The organism is Desulfogranum japonicum DSM 18378 (assembly GCF_000429945.1).
In the GTDB taxonomy this organism is placed as follows: domain Bacteria; phylum Desulfobacterota; class Desulfobulbia; order Desulfobulbales; family Desulfobulbaceae; genus Desulfogranum; species Desulfogranum japonicum.
The window spans coordinates 71,943-95,762 of sequence record NZ_KE386993.1 but is presented as its reverse complement, the minus strand read 5'-3'; the positions used below and the strand labels follow the sequence as shown (position 1 = coordinate 95,762).

The 23,820-nt window shown below is 44.7% G+C and carries 15 protein-coding genes; 14 read left to right on the top strand and 1 reads right to left on the bottom strand.

What is annotated here, in order from left to right:
* The first annotated feature begins 348 nt into the window (after positions 1-348).
* The 3 genes from G493_RS0123210 to G493_RS0123200 all read left to right on the top strand — a co-directional run bounded on the left by G493_RS0123210 (position 349) and on the right by G493_RS0123200 (position 5,299).
* Complete coding sequence (locus G493_RS0123210; RefSeq protein ID WP_028582263.1) at positions 349-813, top strand: methylglyoxal synthase; 465 nt, start codon at positions 349-351, stop codon at positions 811-813.
* A gap of 348 nt (positions 814-1,161) precedes the next feature.
* Positions 1,162-4,284, top strand: coding sequence for an MATE family efflux transporter (locus G493_RS0123205; RefSeq protein ID WP_028582262.1), 3,123 nt, complete (start codon positions 1,162-1,164; stop codon positions 4,282-4,284).
* A 532-nt stretch (positions 4,285-4,816) separates the two neighbouring features.
* Positions 4,817-5,299: a PilZ domain-containing protein gene (locus tag G493_RS0123200; protein WP_028582261.1), complete on the top strand. Its 483-nt coding sequence runs from the start codon at positions 4,817-4,819 to the stop codon at positions 5,297-5,299.
* A 66-nt stretch (positions 5,300-5,365) separates the two neighbouring features.
* Here the strand turns inward: G493_RS0123200 and G493_RS32705 are convergent, their stop codons facing one another.
* The gene (locus G493_RS32705) at positions 5,366-7,813 is read right to left on the bottom strand and encodes a bacteriohemerythrin (protein ID WP_051309843.1); all 2,448 of its coding nucleotides are present in this window, start codon (positions 7,811-7,813) and stop codon (positions 5,366-5,368) included.
* Between the two features lie 613 nt (positions 7,814-8,426).
* On the opposite strand from G493_RS32705, the gene G493_RS30980 reads away from it, so the two are divergent.
* From G493_RS30980 to G493_RS0123130, 11 genes are all read left to right on the top strand, one after another.
* Positions 8,427-10,733 carry a putative bifunctional diguanylate cyclase/phosphodiesterase gene (locus tag G493_RS30980; protein ID WP_051309842.1) on the top strand — a complete coding sequence of 769 codons (2,307 nt, stop codon included), beginning with the start codon at positions 8,427-8,429 and terminating at the stop codon, positions 10,731-10,733.
* 248 nt (positions 10,734-10,981) lie between these two features.
* Entirely contained in the window at positions 10,982-11,740 is a 759-nt protein-coding gene (locus G493_RS0123185) for a (Fe-S)-binding protein (RefSeq protein ID WP_028582260.1), read from the top strand.
* A complete protein-coding gene (locus G493_RS0123180) occupies positions 11,724-13,190 on the top strand; it encodes a LutB/LldF family L-lactate oxidation iron-sulfur protein (protein WP_028582259.1) in 1,467 nt (488 codons plus the stop codon). Before G493_RS0123185 ends, G493_RS0123180 begins: the two co-directional genes overlap by 17 nt.
* Positions 13,183-13,908, top strand: coding sequence for a LutC/YkgG family protein (locus tag G493_RS32700; protein ID WP_051309840.1), 726 nt, complete (start codon positions 13,183-13,185; stop codon positions 13,906-13,908). The genes G493_RS0123180 and G493_RS32700 overlap by 8 nt, the downstream gene beginning before the upstream one ends.
* A gap of 4 nt (positions 13,909-13,912) precedes the next feature.
* Entirely contained in the window at positions 13,913-14,416 is a 504-nt protein-coding gene (gene mobB / locus G493_RS30970; protein ID WP_161629883.1) for a molybdopterin-guanine dinucleotide biosynthesis protein B, read from the top strand.
* Between the two features lie 639 nt (positions 14,417-15,055).
* The gene (locus G493_RS0123160) at positions 15,056-16,609 is read left to right on the top strand and encodes an acyl-CoA carboxylase subunit beta (protein WP_028582258.1); all 1,554 of its coding nucleotides are present in this window, start codon (positions 15,056-15,058) and stop codon (positions 16,607-16,609) included.
* An 8-nt stretch (positions 16,610-16,617) separates the two neighbouring features.
* The gene (gene accC, locus G493_RS0123155; RefSeq protein ID WP_028582257.1) at positions 16,618-18,630 is read left to right on the top strand and encodes an acetyl-CoA carboxylase biotin carboxylase subunit; all 2,013 of its coding nucleotides are present in this window, start codon (positions 16,618-16,620) and stop codon (positions 18,628-18,630) included.
* A gap of 325 nt (positions 18,631-18,955) precedes the next feature.
* A complete protein-coding gene (locus G493_RS0123150; RefSeq protein ID WP_161629882.1) occupies positions 18,956-19,399 on the top strand; it encodes a DUF3592 domain-containing protein in 444 nt (147 codons plus the stop codon).
* A gap of 900 nt (positions 19,400-20,299) precedes the next feature.
* Entirely contained in the window at positions 20,300-20,617 is a 318-nt protein-coding gene (locus tag G493_RS0123140; protein ID WP_051309837.1) for a helix-turn-helix domain-containing protein, read from the top strand.
* Positions 20,614-21,945: a type II toxin-antitoxin system HipA family toxin gene (locus tag G493_RS0123135; protein ID WP_051309836.1), complete on the top strand. Its 1,332-nt coding sequence runs from the start codon at positions 20,614-20,616 to the stop codon at positions 21,943-21,945. Before G493_RS0123140 ends, G493_RS0123135 begins: the two co-directional genes overlap by 4 nt.
* 160 nt (positions 21,946-22,105) lie before the next feature.
* The gene (locus tag G493_RS0123130; protein WP_028582252.1) at positions 22,106-23,533 is read left to right on the top strand and encodes a hypothetical protein; all 1,428 of its coding nucleotides are present in this window, start codon (positions 22,106-22,108) and stop codon (positions 23,531-23,533) included.
* Positions 23,534-23,820: the final 287 nt, after the last annotated feature.

Sequence of the window (23,820 nt, the reverse complement as noted above, 5' to 3'; positions counted from 1 at the left end):
AGGTACTCGATAAAACAACTAATGCAGGCAACCGTTCAGAATACATCCAATAAAGAGATACAACCCCCTTACTCTACACCTCAACCGGCACACCTCTGAAAACAATTATATTTTGAAAGTGGCCAATATTTCAGCATTACAGGGGGCATAGCGACTCTTACCCTCCATGAAACGACCTAGACTCAACCTACAGCTCCTCACTTGACGGTTGCAGCCACCCCACATATAATGCTGGACGGCCCTCTGTGGATATCCACTGTGAAAGTAACCGTTCACCAAGGTGTGAAACTATTGGCACGCCTCATATTTGTAACTGGTTACGCTTACTCAACATTGCAAAAAAATAAAATGAATACTATCAATACAATCGCGCTTGTTGCTCACGATAACAGAAAAAAGGATCTTATGGAGTGGGTGGACTGGAACTTCCAGATTCTTCTTCCTCACCACCTGGTCTGTACCGGAACAACCGGAAAACTCATCAAAGAATTAATGGAAGAAAAAAGGCAGGCAGGTGAAGAAAGGCCGCAAGTAACAAGACTCAAATCGGGCCCCCTGGGAGGAGACCAGCAACTCGGAGCACTCATAGCAGAAGGCAAAGTAGATATGCTTATCTTTTTCTGGGATCCCATGGAGCCACAACCCCATGACGTTGATGTGAAAGCTCTGCTACGCATAGCAGTGTTATGCAACATTCCCACAGCATCCAACCGTTCTTCTGCAGACTTTCTCATATCTTCCCCTCTTTTGGAAGGCGGCTATGAACGTAAAGTCATAGACCATTCAAATTACACGGAAAGGAAAATATTTTAGAGGAACAGGGCATCATCTTTTCAGTAGCAAGAGATATATGGGTCGCGGAAGATAATACATATCCAAAATTTGCGTAGGATATCGGTTTGGTAACGTCGTCATATCAACGGTTCCATACTGGCCCTATTGAGCCATTGATGCGACGACGTTACCGAGTTGAGAGACAAGCAAGATTGGATAATTTATTTATTTGGTGACCCTATAGTACCAATCGCGGTCTGATGTCAGCAACGTGTTCGGCACCAGTTGCCTCGTGCCTGCCTATAAAGAAAACATAAGAAATGCGGGATGATCGCAAAGCAGTGTTTTTTTGTACATGGCAAAAAGCCAAACAGGAGTTTACGCAGTATGAAAGAAAAGCCTTCAGTCATTTTTTTCGATAAGAACGATTATGAACTCCTGGAAATGGTGAATGAGGTTCTCGGGCGTAGAAAAATGCCAGACTCGATCAGTACTCTGACGGCAGCCTACATGCACCCCCATGGCATTAAGGAATTGTCAGCCCCCAGGGGACTCCGTATTGCCTTTGCAGTAGTAAACCTGTTGGAATCATTTGAAACAGGAACATCAGAAGAACGATTGTCCAATCTGCGTGCCCTTCGTGACGAGGTGCTGTTTTCCTCATCTGCATATTTCAAGATGAATACAGCCAGGGTGCTGATCCAGATCATGAAAGAACTGATCAGGCACCAGGGAAAAGAACAGGAACAACTACGGCTTGCCCACGATTTTCGTATGGCATCCACAGGCCGTCCAGCCCTCATCAGAGAAGAGTTGAAAAAGTACCATCTTTTTGAAATGCCTGAAGAATGGAATCAACTCACCTTTGACGATCGAGTGCATGATGCCTACACCAAAGGACGTAAATCTCCATCGCACCTGCTCATGGACGCGTGGATAAAAGGCATCCGTTCTCTCACTGTTGTCTATTACAATTTTATTGACAACCAGGTAGCAGAGGAACTTCTCGAGGCCGGTGATCTGTTGGGCATTCAAACCACAATAGGCATTGAACTTTCAGCGCGTTTCAGGCAAAAGTACGTGAAATTTACCTGGGAACTCTGCGGTTTTCCAGAGACGCAATCCCTGCTGGACTTTCTGCATGAAAGACCCATGCAGGAAATGATGTCTCAGGGTGGTACGGTTTCGCGCTATCAACAACAATATGTCTTTGATGTTCTAGAAGAGTTCAACTCCACCCACCTGGATACCATCAACAAGAAATATAACCTGCGTCTTACCCGGATAACAGCCGAAGCTTTCCTGAACTTTGTAGGAAGTGGCCAGCCCTCATTGCTTCATCTGGCGCGTTTTATCCACCAACAGATCAGCAGTTCAGCACATGACACCCTCCACACAGCGGGCACAGACGACTTGCCAGCAGACCAGCCCCAGCAATCCTCTGGAAAGACTGAAAACGAAATCTCCCCAGAAACAATTATTCAGGAATACCTGCTCCCCACCCAAAACCCGAAGTTGACAGATCCACGGATTCCCAGTGACAGTGCCGACGTACCCTCTTTATTGCAACTTACCGTTCAGGAACTTCTCGCAAAGTTACAGGATATCCATGCAGGAGCCAATGTAACTCTCAACCTGTCCAACCTCTCTGTACAGGACACGTTACAACTCTTGTATATTGGTCGTGGCCATATCACGCATATGGAAATATTTAACCTTAAAGACGTGGGCCACGGACTCACGTCTGCAGCGACCAGCAAAAATCATGGTTTTGCAGGTGAAGCAGTCGACATCGTCAGCCCCCTGAAAAGTTATGCACTGATAAATGACCTGCAAAAAGCCTTAAACACAGATAATGTGATTGCACTTAAAGCCTCAGTGAGAGCAATCATCTGGGATTTCGAGGCAGCAAGACTTGACCTTGTCCGTCAGTTACAACGTCACGCAGAAGAACAAAAACCGCTGGACGACCTCAGGGCTGAAATGTCGGAAATGGAGGAACGAAAGGAAGTACTGGTCGATATTCTTCATCACCTTGAGGAATTCCACGGTTTCTACCGCAAGCGTGAGTTAAAATCACGCATTGGTACAGGCTCCACGGGCCTGTATACCCATCGATTCGGCATGGGTCTGGTGGTCACAGACACATTACCGTCAAGGGAACAGCAATCTGCCAAGCTGGAAATCGAAAAAGGAATACGAACACGGCTTCCTCTATTTGCTCACCTTACTCACCATCGTTACGCTACTTTTTCAAATCGACATTCGACGGGACCTCTGAACGGACTTCTGCACCGAATATATGGTTTCTTTCAAAAAAGGAATAACGAACGCCAGGAATGGAAGCTTGACTCCACAGAGCTGGTCGCTGAACCCCAGGGCAATATCATCACACTGGGAATTCTCCGTGATAAAAAGTCATCCACCGACACCAACGGCCACAAAGGCAAACTGAAAGCGAAGAGATATATCAATACCCACATCAATAACGTCCTCAAGGTGGCTGCCGGCTTCATCCCTGCTTTTCTCACTTTCAGTCTCACCAAAGACTGGTGGGTACTGGCCTATTTGGGCGCTTTTATATGGTTCAGCATTACCGGGATTCGCAACATCATCCAAGCCGTTTTGGGTGGAGGAGGGCTTCGGCGCTCGCCCCTTCTTCCATGGAATTCTCTCATCAGCTGGAGCCGCATTGCAGATTCCCTCTTTTATACAGGCTTCTCGGTTCCTTTGCTGGATTTTCTGGTTAAAACACTCCTTCTTGATCAAGGGCTGGGAATCACCACATCCACAAGCCCTTTAATACTCTACTCAGTCATGGCCCTTGCGAACGGAATCTATATTTTCAGTCACAACATGTTTCGAGGCCTTCCACGCAGTGCAGCCATCGGCAACCTGTTCCGTTCCCTTCTCAGCATTCCGCTTGCCATGCTGTTCAATGCTGGCATTGGCTGGGGTTTGCAGACTGGCGGTGTCCTCCAGGTTGAAATAATTTTACAGAAATGGGCTGCTGTAATTTCAAAATTTGCATCTGACTGTATCGCGGCAATAATTGAGGGCCTTGCAGATCGGCAAACCAACACCCGTATGCGTCTTGATGATTACAGGGCCAAACTGCATCAGCTTTTTGCAGCCTTTTCAAAACTGGATGTGCTCTTTCCAGACGAGGATGCCCTTGACATGCTCCAATCACCCAAAAAACTGCTGAAAACCATGGGGAAAGAAGCTCAGGAACTGGAAAATATCTTCATCCTCAATTCTTTGGACTGTATGTATTTTTGGATGTACCAACCGAGATCCCGCAGGGCTCTTATAAAAATACGCCAGGAATTAACAAATGAAGAATGGCTGATCTTTTACCGCTCGCAGTTTATTCTCAAACGTTACAGAAAAATCAGTGAAATCATAGTGGATGGCTTAATAGGGAAAAATTTTTCAAAAGCACTCAGTTTCTACCTTGGCCGATATGATATCTACTTAAAGGATTTGCAAAAACTCTCCCAAAAATAAATCAGAAACTTGTCAGTAACCATAATCATGGAAGGAAAGCTTATCGTCAGCCATTATACCGCGTTGACCAGTCTTCTGATTTTTTTGGAAAATGAACGTTTTTTCAGTCGTAAACACTTAGGTTTTCGAAGAATATCGATATGCTGAGTCAAAGACACGAAGCAATGTCCCCTTAAAGCAACAAAAACTCCGGATTTTCAATTTTCGTAAATTCTCAAACCTCTAAAGGCCAGCCACATAAACAGTCCACTATGACAGACAGTTATAAATACCCAACCGCTATAACTGGAATTGTAACGAAAGCGGGTTCACAGATCAAATCCTGACCAAGGCACTGTAAAAGCAAAACTATATCTAACCACAAGCAAATACTAATTTTTCCAGTTTTCTGAAATAATACTCGACAACCTGGTCTTTTATGAGTAGCTTTATACTTATACACATGGATATATCTCCGTCAGATCATCAGTATTAACAGTTATCCATGTATATTTTCTGCCTTTGAAAACGTTTTCATCCAGGAGACTCAAATATGGCAGCAATAACAAAGTCTTATATCAACCAAACAGGTTGCATCCCCTTAGAATGCCCACACTGCAGGCGAGTCAAGCAGATCAGTGCAGATAAACTCCCTGCAAACAAGCGGAAATTCAAAGTCAAATGTACATGTGGTGAAACCTTTACCACGGAAATTGAACACCGTAAAAATTATCGTAAACAGACCAATTTCATAGGGGAACTCATGCACGCAATCCCCCAGAATGGCAAAGTCATTACGACATGTAGAATCAACAACTTGTCACAGAATGGGGTTGGCATTGAAGTTTTTACAGGACCCCAGTTACGAGAAGAAGAGACCATCCTAGTCCGTTTTCACCTGGATAACAAGAAACATACCCTGGTTGAAAAAAAGGCCAAAGTGACGCACGTAGGTAAACGAAACATCGGGGCCGAATTTGTTGATCATTTCACAGGCGGTCAGGATAAAGAAATATATTTTTTCCTCAAACAATAACCAGAAAGCAAGATTGGCCTGACAACAAGAAAACTCCAGGTTTTCTTGTTGCCCCACAAATCCCCCTCATTTATCCAACTTTTTATCCTTGAGCAAGGACACATATCGTTTGTCCGTTTTAAGAATGTGCGTTTGTAACCAGTCGACAAGAACATCCATTAAGTCCATGGTGACATTTGCCTTGCCGCTAGCCATTTGCTTCTGCAAATCGGTCACTTGATGAATTAATTTTTTATGATCCCGTACATGTTCATCCTTTTCCGAATAGTTGTATGCATGGAATTGTTTTTCTTCAAAGCTGAAATGATATTTGGTATATTCGGTTAATTCATCTATAACTTCGGCAACGACTTCACGTCCGCTCTGCACTTTCATGGCACGATACAGCTTGTTAATCAGCTCCACGAGTACTTTATGCTGCTCATCAATCTCACGAATACCCAGTTGCAGATTTTTACCCCACGGTACGAGATCAGGCAATGATCCCCTTTTTTCTGCAAGCTGTTTCTTATTCTCCTCAGCAGATTCATCCACTACCTTAAACAGAGAAATCATCTCTCTGAGTTTTCCGGAAAGTTCGGACAGGCCTTGAACGCTTCTTTGCATGATAGTACTTTTCTCATACATATTATCAGCATAAGCCCTCACATCTGCAATATCTTGAGCAATTCCAATGGAGACCTGTGAGCTCTGCGAAACATTCAAATTCACTTCCTGGAGTCCTGAAGCAGCCTGTTCAATATTTCCTGCAACTTCTTGAGCATTGGCAGACTGCTCTTCGATGGATTCAACAATGCTCTGTATAACATTTTGCACTTCACTAAAAACAGATTCCACCTTTTGTACATCTTCAACAGTTGTATTGGTTGATCGTTGTATCTCTTCTATTTTCTGGCGAATCTCGCTGGTTGCCCCAGATGTCTGGCCAGCTAGCTCCTTAATTTCATTGGCAACAACAGCAAAGCCTTTTCCAGCCTCTCCAGCCCTGGCCGCCTCTATGGTTGCATTGAGTGCAAGCAGATTTGTCTGATCAGCGATTTCGGTGATCACTTCGGTTATATGAGATATTTCCCGGGCAGCTTGACCAAGCAAAGTCACCCGCTCAGAGGTTACAGTTACCTGCACACCCGCTTCGTTGGTCACATCTCGTGCTTTTTCACAATGGAGAACTACCCCTTGCAGCCCCTTCTGCATAACAGTTGCCGCATCGTTAACAGTTGCGACATTCGTAGACACTTGTTCACTTGCGGCGGCAACTGAATTCATATTTGAGCTCATCTCTTCAGCAGCCACAGCAACAGTATTCGATTTTCCGGTGAGATTTTCTGAATCATCCATAACTTGTTTAGAAATTGAAAATAATTCATGAGATTCAGCAGTAAGAACTTCATAATTCTTACCAATATTTGCTATTATATCATTGAGTTTTTTCATAAACAGATTGAAGTTTTCAGCAAGCGATCCAATTTCATCTCTGCTAAGCACAGGTATCCTTTGCGTCAAATCACCATCACCTACAGCAAGATCATTTGTTTTTTCGGTAATCTTACTGATCAACCTTATAACTTTTCTATCTACAAATAATATTATAAATGCAAGAAGAAAGAAGAATAGTATAAATATACCAACACACAATTTCAAAATTGTATTACGTAATTGATATGTATCATCCATCACAATATCACTAGGCATTGCAACCATATACAAGCCAACCTCTTCTCCACCAAATCCTTGAAATTTATCACTGACAGTCAAATAAGCATCGTCTATCAAATAATCATTTTCCAGAATCTTATCAATAACTCCATCTCGCTGCAGATAGCTAAAAAATTGCTCATCCACATCCTTTTGGTTGAGTATGTACCTGCCTATTTTTTGTTTATTTTTCATGGAAGGGGCAATATTCAGTTTGCTTTCCTCCATGAAATATACGAAATCAATATGATATGGTTCCAGTGTCCTTTTTATTGAATTCAACCCGCCTTCAAAATTCGCAATACCCAGAAATTTCCCCTGATATGTAACAGGGAACAATCCCTTTAACCTGAGGCCCTTAGAAGACATCTCCATGGCGACCTGAGATGTTCCTGTGGTTTTCACCTCAGCATACCCCTTTGAATAATTTAACGATTCTCCAAAGCTGTCTTTATTCCACGACTTATAAAAAGAACGCAGATCACTGTCGATAAGATGTACCTGCACATTCTTGAATCCTGTATTCTCTTTAAACACCTTCCCCAAATTACTGAGTACCTCATGGGCTAATTCTCTGTCCCCATCAACCAAAGCTGATATAATTTTCTGATTACTTGCAACCTGCAGTGCATTGGTCTGCCAGACCTTTTTCTTTGCCTCCATGGCCACTTGGAAATTGTGCCTGGCCGTCTCTACGGTTCTGAGGATTATTTGATTTTTTTGTATCTTTAAAAAATACAACGTAGCCGCTATAGAGCAAAGGGCCGTGATTGTGATCCCACCAATACCGATAGCAAAAAGTTTAGTCCTCAGTTTCATGATGCCTCACACTTTCAAGAATTCTCGTCTCAGCGGGTATAAGCCCCTCCATAGATGTAGTGCTGAAATATGAACACGTATGGAGTAGCATTCTCCACTGCAGGGCTTTATCTCTCTGTTGCTTTTACGACAATATCAACCGGGCGACTTCCAACAAGCAAGAATAATTCTTAAATATTATTATAGGATCAAACCGAAATTATTGTCAAACACCTATAAAATCATACTTTCCAGGAGCACCAGAAACTTCCTGGGGCGATATCCACCTTTTGAGCAATATCCTACAGACTTCACAAAATAATTTTTTTTCCCACAGACCTTGGGAATATAGTATGACACCGGGTAAAGTATAGAATGTGATATACTTTTATATCAGTAATGAAATCCCGAGACACCAAGAGCTACATTTCATTATGCAGCTCTGTTAGTCCCTGGGCTCAACCATATCGTAGCACATTCATACAATGAACCCAAAAACGTTAGCCATGAAGAATACAACGCAGGGAAGATTCGTTATGCAAGCGTTTATTCATAAGTATATCACAATTACACGTTCTCTAAAAACCGACACATCCATATCGAAACAATATCCGAACCTCACGACAATACCCACATGCTGAAAAACGCTTCATTTGAAAAAAAAATCCTGGCAGAACAAGTTGAGTCCTTGTATGCCAAATCACCATCTGCTTTACTCATCTCTGTTATTATCAGCGTTTTGATCTGCTGGCCCAAATACAAAAGCCTCTCTTCCCTTCTGCTTGTGTCCTGGCTGGGCCTTTTTCAACTGATTACCCTTGGCCGTTTTTTCCTTACCCTTGCATACAGACGCAACAGTCCCGTAGCAGAGCCTATTGTATGGTACAGGCGCTTTCTGATCGGCACAGCTGCTGCTGCAAGTATGTGGGCATCAACATCATTTATATTTTTACCACCCCAATTTGATGCGGACATGGTTGTGTTCATGCTGCTCCAGACAGGTCTGGTTGCAGGAGCAGTGACATGGCTTAGTTCCAACCTGAAAGCACTACTGATTTTTCAAACCTTGATTCTCCTCCCATTGGCGTTGAAGCTGGTACTCGTCGCCACGCCCCACGCATTGTTCATGGCATTGCTGACTGTAATTTTCTACATCTCCACCTATGTCAGTTCCCATAGCATAAACCAAAACATGAGGGAAAACATAGAGCTGAAGATCATCAGCGAAGAACGTGAACGCACAATGCGCGTAAGTGAGGAACGGTATCGTCACCTATTCAACCATGCGCCATTGGGGTTGTTCCAATACGACAGCAACGCTGTCGTTGTTGATTGCAATGAAACCTTGGCCCACATGCTCAATGCCGGAAAAACAGAAATTATTGGTATAAATATGTTTACGGGTATTAGCCAGCAAGGCATGCTGAATGCTGTAAAGGATTCACTCCGTAAAGGCGATGGCTACTTTGAAGGAGAGTATACGAGCATTCTTTCACGAAAAAAACTTCCTATCCGTGTCATCATGAAAGCCATCACCGGGAGAAACGGAAAGATCAGAGGGGGTATGGGGATTATAGAGGATCTCACGGAAAGAAAAATATCTGAAGCCCAAATCCAATACCACACTACCTATGATACCCTGACAGGACTCCCAAATAGGCGTCTGTTGCTTCATAACCTGGAAAATGAAATTACACGTGCTGAAAGATATCATTCCTTTGGCGCCCTGCTGTTTATTGATCTGGATAACTTTAAAACCATCAATGATTCCCTGGGACACAGCGCAGGCGATGCCCTGCTAAAACTCGTTGCAGACAGAATACAGGAAAACATTCGCAATGAAGACACAGCTTCACGCATGGGTGGCGATGAATTCATTCTAATCCTGACAGAGCTCGGTGCAACTGCTACAGCAGCAGCATCCAATGCGAAATTAATTGCTGAAAAACTCAGTTCCAAGCTCTCCCTTCCCTGCCGAATTGAAGGACACGACATCCACATCACCCCAAGCATAGGTGTTTCCATATTTCCCAAAGCCGATGCCCAGTCTGAAGATATACTCAAACAGGCAGACACGGCGATGTACAAAGCAAAAGCCTCCGGTCGAAACGAGATCCGCTTTTTCATGCCCAGCATGCAGGATGCGGCAGATAAAAGGTTACGCCTTAACATGGAAATCCGTAATGCGCTAAAGGCTGAAGAGTTTGCCCTGCACTATCAGCCCCAGGTAACAATAGATGGTTCACTGGTAGGGGGTGAGGCTCTCCTCAGATGGATACATCCCGAAAGAGGCCAGATTCCCCCATCTGACTTCTTACCGATCGCTGAAGAAAAAGGTATGCAGAGCGAGATAGATCAATGGGTATTTCGTACAGCCTGCACCCAGGTTAAACACTGGCATGAACTCGGCATTATCAAAAAGAACCAGTTTTTCACCGTCAATATCAGTAGCAAAGAGTTTTCAAGCCCATATCTCTTGGAGACAATTGAACGAATTCTACAGGAAACCAAAGCTCCGGCTTACCACTTGGGCCTGGAAATAACCGAAGGTGGAATTATCTCCACGGACTTCACCAATGTGCAAAAAATAATGGCCCTGCGAGAGTTAGGAATGAAGGTTTCGCTTGATGATTTCGGTACAGGCTATTCCTCCCTGGGATATCTCAACAAGCTTCCTCTGAGCACCCTGAAAATTGATCGTTCATTTGTACAGGAAATCGGCAAACAGGGCCAACGCGCTGTACTGGTTGATTCCATTATCATGCTCGCCCAGAACCTTGGCATGGATGTTATTGCCGAAGGAGTTGAGAGAGAACAGGAAGTGGTCTATCTCTATGAACAAGGTTGCAATATCTACCAGGGCTACTTGTTTAGCAAGCCCGTCCCTGCAATGACCTTTGCACACATCCTCAAGCATGGTTTAACGAGTTCCTCTGCATAAATGATCTCTTCTGGTAATTTTTATGGTATACATGCAAATGTACTCTTGAAGCTAAGCGTAAACTTGGATATCAGGTATACCTCTGGAGTAAGTTTTAAACACCTAAACCTTAAATTCTAATACTCATTCTCGAACAGAGACAACGAATATTTCCAGCTAAGGGTCGCAGAAAATAACAATTATCCAAGGAGAGACAAGTAAGATTGGATAATCCATCTTTTCTGAGGCCCTGAACCATTTATATCTTTATGACACAGCAACCCACAGTTTCCCTTTTTATACAATGTCTGGTGGATCACATGTACCCCCATGTCGGAGAAGCCATGGTGAACCTCTTTGACAGATTGGATATTCCGGTTACCTACCCCGATGGACAAACATGCTGCGGACAACCGGCCTTTAACAGCGGCCATCGTCAATCGGCCCGCAAGGCTGCCTTGCATTTTCTTCAGGTATTTCGGGATAGTGAAGTAATTATCTGCCCTTCCGGTAGTTGCGTACACATGGTACGCCATCATTATCCGCAGCTTTTCAAAGATGAACCGGATCTCATGCAGATGGCAGAACGTATCGGCGACAGAACTTACGAACTGACTGAATATTTGGTCGACGTTCTGGGGGTCACAGACCTTGGAGCCTCTTTTCACGCCAAAACAACCTATCACGATTCCTGCCACCTCAGCCGTTCACTTGGTATCCGCCGCCAACCCCGCGCCCTCCTCTCCAAAGTTGCCGGCCTGGAATTGATCGAGATGGAAAACAGCGACACCTGCTGCGGATTTGGCGGCACATTTTCTATTCATTACCCTGAAATATCCACAGCCATGGTGGATGAAAAACTTCGTACCATATTGGCCACAGGGGCTGAATACGTTACAGGATGTGATATCAGCTGCCTGATGCACATACAAGGGCGTGCCCAAAAGCGCAACTTGCCAGTACAGGTCGTGCACATTGCCGAAATTCTCTCGCACCAAGGGGAGGCCGACCATGCCGGAAATAAATAGCCTGTACAAAAAACTGGCCAATGACGGTATCAACAACCAATGTCTGCAACACAGTCTGCAGGGACTGCAGCAGCGCCTGGGAAAGGGTGCCCTGAACCTTTGGAATCAGCTGCCGGACCAACAGCTCAGAGCCAGGGCAAAAGAGAACAGGATGCAGACTCTGGAACACCTGGACCTTGTACTGGAAGAACTCGCTAAAAAAATACAAGCCAGAGGCGGTAAGGTCTTCTTTGCCTCAACAGCTGAACAGGCCAACGACTACATATCCAAAGTGGCCAGACAACATAATGTACAAACCGTGGTCAAAGGGAAATCCATGACCTCAGCGGAGATCGGCATTGACAAAGTTCTAGAAGACCAGGGTATCGAGGTGGTGGAGACAGACCTTGGTGAGTATATTGTCCAACTCGCGGAAGACACACCCTCCCATATTATTGCGCCCTGTATCCACATGGACAGGTACCAGATCAGTGAGTTATTTACTCAAAAACTCGGCATTCCAGCATCCACGGATCCCCCTACCCTTACCCAGGCAGCTCGCACAACCCTGCGCAAAAAACTTCTCTCTGCAGACATGGGGTTGACCGGATGCAACCTTGCGTGTGCAGAAACCGGCCATATTACCTTGGTTTCCAATGAGGGTAACATACGTATGGCCACAACCATGCCACCTGTTCATGTTGCTATCATGGGCATGGAACGGGTTGTGGCAACCCTTGATGAACACAAAACCCTGCTGCAACTTCTCACTCGGGGGGCATCCCTGCAAAAGCTTTCCACCTATGTGAGTTTCCAGGGTGGTCCTGCTGCCTCGGATGGTCCTGACGGTCCTGAAGAATTCCACTTAGTGATTCTGGATAACGGCCGTTCGCGTATTCTGGCTGATCCGGACTTCAAAGAAGTTCTGGCCTGTATCCGCTGCGGAGCTTGTCTCAACATATGCCCTGTATATGGTCGAATTGGCGGCCATGCATACAATTCTCCGTATAGCGGTCCCATTGGCGCAGTCATTACTCCCCTGCTCGACGGCATTAATAAACATGCTGACCTCTGCAAAGGGGAAACCCTCTGCGGTGCATGTAAGGATATCTGCCCAGTGGAAAACGATCTGCCCAGAATGCTGTCCCTTCTACGCGAGAAGCTTGCCCATGGAGACAAAAACTGGGACGTACAACCTTCCTCGCTCCAAGAACGTACGATGTTTACACTCTGGGCATGGCTCATACAGCACCCTCGAATATATCATGCGACTATTTCCCTGATGGGCCATTTACAGCATGCCTGGAGTAACCGTGCAGGAATGCTGGATAACCTTCCAGGTCCTGCATCCAAATGGACCAGAACAAGGCTTCTCCCAGCTGTTGCCCAAAAAACGTTCAGAAAACGATGGCAAGAAAAGTTATCAAAAAGCAAGGCAAGCAGACAGCAAAGTGGAGACCAGCATGAATAACCAGACTTCTTTTATTAATCATTTGCGCTTTTCCTGCGAAAGCTCAAGCCAGGGAAAGCGGCTTCCATCATTTAAGGAGCTTGTGCAGTCACGCGCACATACCCCCCCACTGTCCGTAGCAGGTACACAAGATTCAACAACACAAGCAGATCTGCTTAAGACATTAGCAGACAACTGTGTGCCACTTAACCTGAACCTGCATATAACAGATCACTGGCATGGTGCAGCACAGAATATTGTTGACCTGGCACTCTCTGCACCATTGGAATTCACCAGAAAAAAACAGATTATCTGCCACCCTTCTCCAGCAGAGAAACAGATGGGCCTGGCTGCACTTCTTACAGAGCATAATCTTCCATGCACACTGACTGATTCTCCTGATATAGACTTGCGGGAACTAACCATCCAAAGTTATATAGGCATCACCTTTCCAAGCTTTGTAATTGCTGACACAGCAGCCATTGTGCAATTATCAGAACCACAGCTGCCACGCTCAACATCTCTTGTTCCCAGCATTCATATCGCAGTGGCAACCTGTTCCCAACTCGTCCCCTCACTGGATACGGTCTATGATCAGCTCAGTACAATGGAATTGCCCAATGCATTGGTATTCATCAGCGGCCCTTCAAAAACTGCTGATATTGAGGCACAAATGGTCCATGGAGCTCACGGTCCCAGGGAAATGCATCTCGTACTCGTCAAATCGGATGTCAAATAAACCCATGCAAACAACAACACCGATCATCAGTTTTATAGGCTGGCACAATTCAGGAAAAACCACCTTGGCCGCCAAGGTGGTTCACCATCTAAAACAGCGTGGTTATGCGGTCGCAGTGATAAAATCCACCAAGGAGACGGGAATCCCTTTTAATCCGCCAGGTACCGATACGCATGCCTACCTTCAGGCCGGCGCGGACAATGTTACGTTGATTGCCCCGGATCAAATGGCAACCTTTTCTCCGCCCTCAAGACTTGATATTCAAACCATGGCAGATACCAGGTTTCCCCAAATGGACCTGGTCATTGCCGAAGGATTCAAACACAATCCGGATATACCGAAGATCGAAGTCTGTTCCGACGATGAGACACCACTGTTTCAATCTGTCCCCGGGGTTGTCGCGGTTGCTGCTGATGTTGCCATTCAACACCCCAAAATCTTTTCCCGGGACCAGGTCAGCCAGATTGCTGATTTTATTATTGAGTTTTTTCAGCTCAGGAAACTATAATGGCAGTAGCCATGCAAAGGCGCCTATAAACGCTTTCTGTAAATTTGTCAGACAAAAAATAAAAAATTTACTCCTTGCTCGACCAATACAAACAAAATAACAGAAAACTAGAACAGAACAACATTCCTGCACACAACCAACAGCCTCATCCTTACACATAGCAAGCAACATCTCCTTTCCTACACGACAACAGGCTATAATCTTTACAAAAAGCTGATATAGGCTGCTTGATTATCCCTCAAGGGCAGTACAAAGAGCTCGAAAACGAACGCCTTACAACCTCTTGCAAATACGTCCTTTTAGCACGTCAACATAAAAACCGAGTTCAGCATTACAATTGATAATGTAAAAGATGGCTAATATTATGATTTTGCATTGCCAGGTATTGCCAATTAGGCTATCCGAACTTAGTGTAGCGAAATCTGTGCATTGAAAAGAGGTATTCACAGTGAATATTAGCTTGTAAGACCAATAGGCCAATATTCCGCAACAAGTATCTTTCCAGGAATGCTCTTGGGCCATTTTTACAAATGCCCTAATTTACCCTCATGCTATCAAACAGATGCCTGTAATGTTTTTCCATACATACAGCATGAATAACAAGCCGCCTTTCTGAAGAGGTACTAACGAGGAAAAAATATGTACACACACAACCAAGCTACCCTTGAAACTTTGGAGCAGCTCAGAGCAGAATCCATTGCTGCCGGAGGAAAAGAGAAAAAGGAAGCTCAACATAATCGTGGTAAACTTACTGCCAGAGAAAGGTTGCATCTTCTTCTGGACGAAAATTCCTTTGAAGAATTTGATGCCCTCAAGATCGGCCATGGCGGAAATATCGGAGATAAAAAAAAGTACCTGGGTGATGGTGTTATCACTGGCCATGGAACCATTGACGGAAGGGAAGTATTTGTCTTCAGCCAGGATTTCACCGTTATCGGCGGTTCCCTTGGAGAAGCCCATGCCCAAAAGATCTGCAAAGTCATGGATCTTGCAACAAAGGTTGGAGCACCAATCATCGGACTGAACGATTCAGGCGGCGCCCGTATTCAGGAAGGCGTGGATGGACTCGGATCTTATGGTGAAATTTTTCACCGCAACGTACGCGCCAGTGGAGTTGTTCCCCAGATCTCCTGTATCATGGGGCCCTGTGCCGGAGGTGCCGTATACAGCCCATCCATCACCGATTTTGTCTTCATGGTTGAAGACTCTTCGTATATGTTTGTCACCGGGCCAAATGTGGTGAAAACCGTAACCCACCAGGATATCACAGCAGAAGACCTTGGCGGCGCGCAGATGCATGCGGAAAAAAGCGGTGTGGCCCACTTCAAGATGCCCAACGACGTACTCTGCTTGCGAAAAATCCGCCAGCTCTTCAGCTATCTGCCATCCAATAACCAGCAGAAAGCGCCCATCCTGGACCTGAGTGATTCCCCCAAACGGACAGACCCGGCTCTGGATTACCTGATCCCGGCGAACTCCACTGAAAGTTATGATATGAATGTGGTCATCCATTCTATTTTGGATGGCGCGGAATTCATGGAAGTTCACGCAAGTTTCGCCCGCAACATCATCTGCGGTTTTGGTCGCCTCGGCGGACAGACTGTTGGCTTGGTAGCCAATCAGCCCGCAGTGCTTGCCGGTGTACTGGATAACGATGCATCTTCCAAAGCCGGACGATTTGTACGGTTCTGCGATTCGTTCAATATTCCACTGATCTCCCTGGTTGATGTCCCCGGATTTATGCCAGGTCCGGATCAAGAGCACGGCGGCATCATCCGTCACGGTGCCAAGCTGCTCTATGCCTTCACCGAAGCAACTGTACCCCGTATATCGGTTATCATCCGTAAAGCATACGGAGGTGCATATCTGGTCATGAACTCCAAACATATTCGCTGCGATGTCAACTATGCCTGGCCCACAGCAGAAATCGCGGTACTTGGACCTAAAGGCGCTGCTGAACTCATCTATCGCAGGGAAATTGCCCAGGCAGCAGATCCTGAACAGGTGCTGAATCAAAAAATGGAAGAATACAGGGAAGCTTTTTCAAATCCATTTCTGGCTGCCCAGCGCGGGTATATTGATGACGTTATCTTCCCCCGCGATACACGCTCCCATCTCATCCGTACCCTGCAGATGCTGGATAGTAAACGGGTCGATGGTCCCAATCGTAAACATGGTAACATTCCCCTGTGAGGCCGCTTATGTTCAGTAAAATTCTTATCGCCAACAGAGGCGAAATTGCCATTCGTATCATTCGCACCTGCAACCGGCTGGGAATAGACACAGTAGCTGTCTATTCCGATGCCGATACGCGCAGCCTGCATCGCCAACTCGCGGATGAAGCTGTGCATATTGGAGAGTCTGCCTCTCAAAAGTCTTATCTGGTGATTGACAAAATCATCGACGCTGCAAAATCAACGGGTTGCGAAGCTATTCATCCCGGCTATGGTTTTTTGTCTGAAAACGCTGAATTTGCCAAGGCTGTGGCTGCAGCCGGCATGGTGTTCATCGGCCCTGGTGCTGAAGCGGTGGACGTGATGGGAGACAAGATCACCTCCAAGGAATTGGCAAAAAATGCAGGGGTTCCTGTTATCCCCGGGCACATTGAAGCGCTGAAAGATGACAAAGAAGCGCTGAGAATTGCAGAAGACATCGGTTATCCGGTCCTGCTTAAACCTGCAGCAGGTGGTGGAGGCAAGGGCATGCGTATTGTTCATAAGCCCGAAGAAATGTCTGATGCTCTGGCTGCAGCAAGACAGGAGACCCAAAAAGCCTTTAATGACACTCGCATTTTTGTTGAACGCTTCATTGAAAATCCCCGCCACATAGAAATACAAATCCTGGCTGATTCTCACGGTAACGTCATCCATCTGGGTGAACGGGAATGCTCTGTGCAGCGGCGCTACCAGAAGGTGATAGAAGAGTCCCCTTCTCCTGCTGTCACCCCCGAACTTCGGGAGAAGATGGGAAAAGCAGCCTGTGACCTTGCACGGCAGGCAGGTTATGTGAGTGCTGGTACGGTTGAGTATGTGATGGACAACCAGCACAACTTCTATTTCCTGGAAATGAATACCAGGCTTCAGGTGGAACATCCTGTTACAGAGATGGTCACTGGCCTGGACCTGGTGGAATGGCAGCTGCGTATTGCCGCAGGAGAGAAACTGCCTTTGGCCCAGGATCAGGTAAAACTGAATGGATGGGCCATTGAAGCCAGAATATGCGCTGAAGAACCAAATCGGGATTTTATGCCATCGACAGGTCTGATTACCCGCTATTTTGCTCCCAGGGGTACTGGTGTACGCGTGGACAGCGGCGTGAATATCGGCAGCAGGGTGGATGTGTATTACGACTCCATGCTCGCAAAACTTATCTGTTATGGAAAAACCCGTGAGGACGCCCGCCACAATTTAATCGAAGCGCTGAATGGCTATCATATCGAAGGCGTATCAAATAACATTGATTTTGTCACAAGCGTTGTCTGCCTGCAGGAATTTGCCGAAGGCGAACTCAACACCAACTTCATCAGCCAGCACTTTGAGGGCGGTATTTGCAAACGCTCCCCGTCACAATCACATCTTCGACTCTGTGCACTCACAGCAGCGCTGATCTACCACGTTCGAACAGTTGCGGTGAGGGAATCGCTTCGCCCCATGGTTTCAGATATCGGCGGCAAGGACGACATCGGTGTTCTCCATACCTACACAGTTCGAAAAGGTGATGACTCCTTTGAGGTTATCCTTAAAGGACCGATTATCAGTGGTAAAACCATGACCATTGAAGTGGATGGAACAGTGTATGAAGTAAACGTGCCCGTATTTGAATTTTTCCGCAGGCGCCTGAAATTGATTATCAACGGACAACCCTACCGCTTCCGGCTTCGTCTGGAACACTCATTCCTGCACATGTCTTTTAATGGCATTTCCGGAATATTTGAAGTCTACACCCCAGGGGAGTGGGATATGCTGCGCTACATGCCTAAAAAGGAAAAGAAGGTTCGCAACGATCTCCTTACCTGCCCCATGCCTGGCATGATCGTAGATGTCCAGGCCAAGAAAGGTGACCGGGTATTCAAAGGTCAGAATCTGGTTATCCTGGAATCCATGAAAATGGAAAGCGGTGTTGCCTCCCCCATAGACGGTGTCGTGGCTGAAGTAATGGTTGAAAGCGGACAGGCCGTGGAAACCGAACAGGTTCTTATTCGTTTCGAGGTCTAAAAAGGCCCCTTCTCCCTCCCGGCGACTCTTCCGGGAGGGAGAAGAAGACCTCACACATATCTGTAGCCTGTTAAGGGTCACGGAAAATAATAAATATCCAAAAATTGCGTAGGATATCGGTTTGGTAACGTCATCGCGTCAATGGCTCCATACTGGCCGTATGGAACCATTGACGCGATGACGTTACTGTGTTGAGAGACAAGCAAGATGGGATACTTTATTCTTTCCATGACCCTTGATTTAAGTAATCGCTCACCAGCCTGAATTTGTCACGGATATAATTGACGCTGGTGCAATATGAAACGATTTGCTGAAGGTCGTCTACTTGCTCTATATTATTTCTTTTTTCGCTTGTATCAGCGCTATTGGTGTCGTCGTCACTACCAGGAACATGATGTTTGCCAAACAATCATGCTCATGGAAAAAAATATCTGCCGAGATTATAGAATCGGAAATAGGCACTGGTTGGACAAGAAGTGGTTCAAAAAAATATTATCGCCCCACTATACGCTACAGGTACACCTTTCAAGGACAGACCTATGAGTGTGAAAATTTCAACTTTTTAATAGACGATCTTAGCAAAGAGGATGCATTGCTTCTCACACAGGCCTATTATCTTGGCAGAGAAATAGATGTCTTTGTAAATCCAAATACACCCAAAATTGCCGTCGTCAAACCCGGTTTGCAAGACTGGCATTTATACGCCTGGATACTGTGTTGCGTACTCTTTTTTGGTAGCCTTTATTTTTTGCGGGATTTTATGCAATAGATAGAGAATTCCGTTTTACGCTCTTTTCATTACCAACACCAGAGTATGATTCAACCGCCCGCAAGGGAGCACTAAAGAGAAAGCAGAAGAAGATCAGATGCACATTAAACAAGATACCTTTCTTCTTACCATCTAATTATGAATGTCGCCTTTTCTGGTCCGTTGTTAACTGAAATCATTGCTTTTGTCGTTCATCGAAGAACATCTCTCTTAATATTTTAATTTCATCACTACAATTGGCTACAGCTGAGCCTTCAGTCATTTTGGGATACTTCGAAGATGATTTCCAATATCTATACTTCTTTTTAACAGATACCTCATAATAGCTAGAGTCTTCTCTTCCAGCCAACAGAAGCCCGCAGAAATATTTCAGCACATATTTTGTCGATCTTCGACCTCCAAAATTGATTGTCATATCATAGAGCCGCTCTGCTTGAGCTGAGTTTTTCATTTTTTTTTAGGATGGAATCCCTGAATCGGGTTCAGCAAATTCCTCTCACCTCTACATAACGCTTAACTGATTGATTCTCACAACGAAAGGTTCTTGAAAAAATTTCGACATCAACATCTACGACATGCAGACCTTTCCCCAACAACCCAGCGTTATCTGGGAATAATAAATGGATGGGCTGCCTGCCTATTAAGCGCAAAATATCTTCAAGAGAATGAAATTAGCACCTTAAGTTCTGAATATTTTGACTCCTCGACGTTTCGTGTGAAGTTGATCTTTATTAATCAAATCCACACGAAACGCCGAGGAGCCGATTGTTTTATATATCGTCAAAGGTGGCACTTTCGCCCCTTATTACACCTCCCTCCCCTTTACAACCTTACAAATTGACTTAAAATTAAAGTTATGACTTGTTAATATACCGTGAACAACTTAATTTTAAGGTAAACATGGCTATCAATCTAGCTCTGACCAACCGTGCTATTGCCAAAGAAATTGGTGGACGACTTAAACAGCGCAGGTTGAACAAAAATATCAGCCAACGCGAAGTTGCAGAGATAGCAGGAATTTCCATAACTGCGGTCCAGGGCGCAGAAAAGGGAGAAACCACACTACTGACGATCATCAAAATATTACGTGTGTTCCGGGAAGTGGATGCGCTGGAATTATTTTTACCCGAAGTTGAGGAGAGCCCACTTCTTCTGGTCAAGAAGGAAAAGAATAGAAGAAAAAAGGCAACTGGAAAACGGAGCGGCTCTACATCATGACCACAGCAACAGTAAAACTCTGGGGCGATACTGTCGGTGCAGTACACTGGATCAAAGGCAAAAATTTTGCTGTTTTTGAGTTCACCCCGAACTTCTTGAAAAAAGGGCTTGAATTGTCTCCGATTCATTTGAGTCTTGCAGATGCCCGTAGAGGAGCAGTCTTTGCATTTCCTCAATTGGACTGGCAAACATTTAAAGGATTGCCAGGCATGCTGGCCTATTCTCTGCCCGATGATTTCGGGAATAGCGTCATTAATTCCTGGCTGACCCGAACGAATCGAAAACCATCAGCTTTCAATCCAGTAGAAAGACTTTGCTATATCGGCACCAGGGGGATGGGCGCTCTTGAATATTTTCCTGCTCTAGGTCCTGCTGATTTAGATAAGACAACACGGATAGACGTGGATAAACTGGTCAACCTGGCAAGCGCTGTTTTACAGGATCGTTCTCGCTTAAATGTATATCTTAATGATAACAAAAAAGAAAATGATGCTGCATTGCTGGATATTTTACGGATAGGCGTATCAGCCGGCGGCGCAGTCCCTAAAGCGGTAATTGCAATTAACGGCCAGGGTAACGTGATTTCAGGCCAGACAAATGTTCCGGAAGATTATGACCACTGGCTGATCAAATTTGACGGCATATCCCAGGAGAATAATTTGACTGGAAAATCCACTAACAACTGCAGAGTGGAGTACGCCTATTACCTCATGGCGAAGGATGCAGGAATAGAAATGGAGGACTGCAGGTTATTGGAAGAAAGTGGAAGAGCTCATTTCATGACAAAGCGTTTTGACCGGGATCACAATATCAAAAAACATTGTCTGTCACTAGCTTGTATAGGTCACCTTGGCTGGAACCCGGTGAACTCAGTCAGTTATGAAATGGCCTTTGAAACATCCCGCATGCTGAATTTACCCTATTCAGATCATGAACAATTGTACCTTCGTATGGTGTTCAACGCGCTAACCAGAAACGTTGACGATCATGTGAAAAATATTGGTTATGCCATGGACTCGAGCGGAAACTGGCGCCTCGCTCCAGCCTACGATATTACGTATTCTGTGGACCAGGATAACCCGCTTGGGGAATGCCACAAACTATCAATCAATGGCCAGCGAGAGGACTTTGTATACGATGATTTCATCGATGTCGCATATAACGTGGAAATTAAAAATCCTGAGGCTGTAATAAGCCAGGTTTTATCCTGTATATCAAGATGGCCGAGATATGCAGAACAGGCCGGTGTATCAAAAGAGGTTTCTCAGCTTATCGCAGATGAAATGTTTTCTGAACAGGATTTGGATCAAGGATTGTCAATGCGATAATTATGTGTGTCACTAAAAATTGATTTTATTGTACCTGTTGCCAAATGCCAAAAAGTATTGCAATTCACTGTTATATCAACACAAAATAGAAATATCGAGCGTTCGACATTACATGTACCAAGGACATGACTGTCATCATGCGAGATTAAGTGGAAGATAGATGAGTAAAAAGAACACACAAAAAAGCTCCTCACACCAAGGAATATCTATTTACGGTAAAAACGGAGTAATGCTCAGCTGTATTGTACTGTTTTATATGATTTGTTGTGTTTCAATCGGTTTTGCTGGGGAAACAAATGGTTATGATTTAATATTAAATGCATTTGAAAAGGTTACTTCAGAGGAGGATGCTGGCGTAGAGGAAATTTTTCACAAGGACTGGGTCAAACCGCTGGGGTTAACGAAAAAAGAATTGGCCGATTTAGAAATTTGGGTAAATGACAATCAGGAGTCATTGCAGATCTTTGATCAGGCCTTGCAGAAAAAACAATGGATCCACCCAGTCGTTAATCTGGAAACCCTTAACTCGATTCCAAGCTTTACAAAGGCTCGAAATCTTGCACGGATAAAAATGGCTCATGGACGTTTAGCCATAGAAAAAGGAAATTTATCTCAAGGAGTGAATGATTTTCTTTCAGTTGTTACCTATGGAAACCGGTTCCGTGATTTTGAACGAGGTAATCTCGTATCAATGATGATAGGTATTGCCATACAAAAAACTGCTTTGAACGGACTGGAGGATGTCTGCATCAATTATTCTCCCAACGAGGCAGTATTAGTAAAAATTTTAAATTTTATTCCTGTACAGAAACAACCTGATGATCAGTTCATCAAAGCTGTGCGTGGTGAGCGGGATAATTTCGCTTTACCAATCACAGAGAAATTAAAGAAAGAGATTTATGCCGTTTTGGATCAACTGGATATGCCTTATCAACCCATTTTTGATATAGAGGAATCGAAGAAGATTATAAACTTGCAGTTTTCTTTCTTCATCGAAAATGCGAAATGCCCTTGGGCGAAACGGCAAATCTGGCCACCTAAAGAATGGCGAGAGCATGAGAAAGAAATTTCTCAATTACGAGAGAAATTGATTAAGGATTTGAGTATAGAAAAAAATATATTTGGCGATGATATAGGCCAAAAACTGCATTTTACGGATTTTGATCTTCAAAATGTTGAACATGTTAAGGCATGGCAGAGGCTTGAGAAGTATACTCGAGAGATGAATAATGTTGTTGGGCGGTATCTGCTTGTTGGTGAAGTCAGTGATTTCAGCCCGTACTATGAACGTTCGATCATGGTACGAACAAGTCTCAATCGGCTAAAAAATTTAGCAGCTATTCTACTCTATGAACAACGTCTGGGAAAATGGCCACAACAATTACAACACCTTGTTGATACTAAAATACTTTTGGATCTACCGCAGGATCTATTTGCTGCCGGCCCTTTTCACTATTCTGTCGAAAAGGGCTTACTCTGGAGTGTTGGACCGGATGGTGATGACAATGGTGGTGATAGTGAAACCGACCTCATACTTTTTCTAAGCGGTGAGGGGAACAGCCAAGCGCGCGACAAAATAAAAGAGTAAAGAAGGGGCAGAAACGATTGTTTTTCCTTATTTTTCAGCTCTATAATCGGCCACAAGTTGCCTTGATAGAAGTAATCTTAATTTTGAGTGAACCTCAAGGTCATTGAGGTTTCAGATGGCAAGGTTAATTTTTGAAGACCTGGCATTGATTATGCCGCATTGCCAGGGCAATCGCATGGGTAATAACCTATACTCAAGCAAATAGTCTACTTTCTTTTATCGTCTTAACAGGTTACATAGTTTTCTTCGTCACCCCTGATAACTCGGATTTAAAAAAGATTACAGAT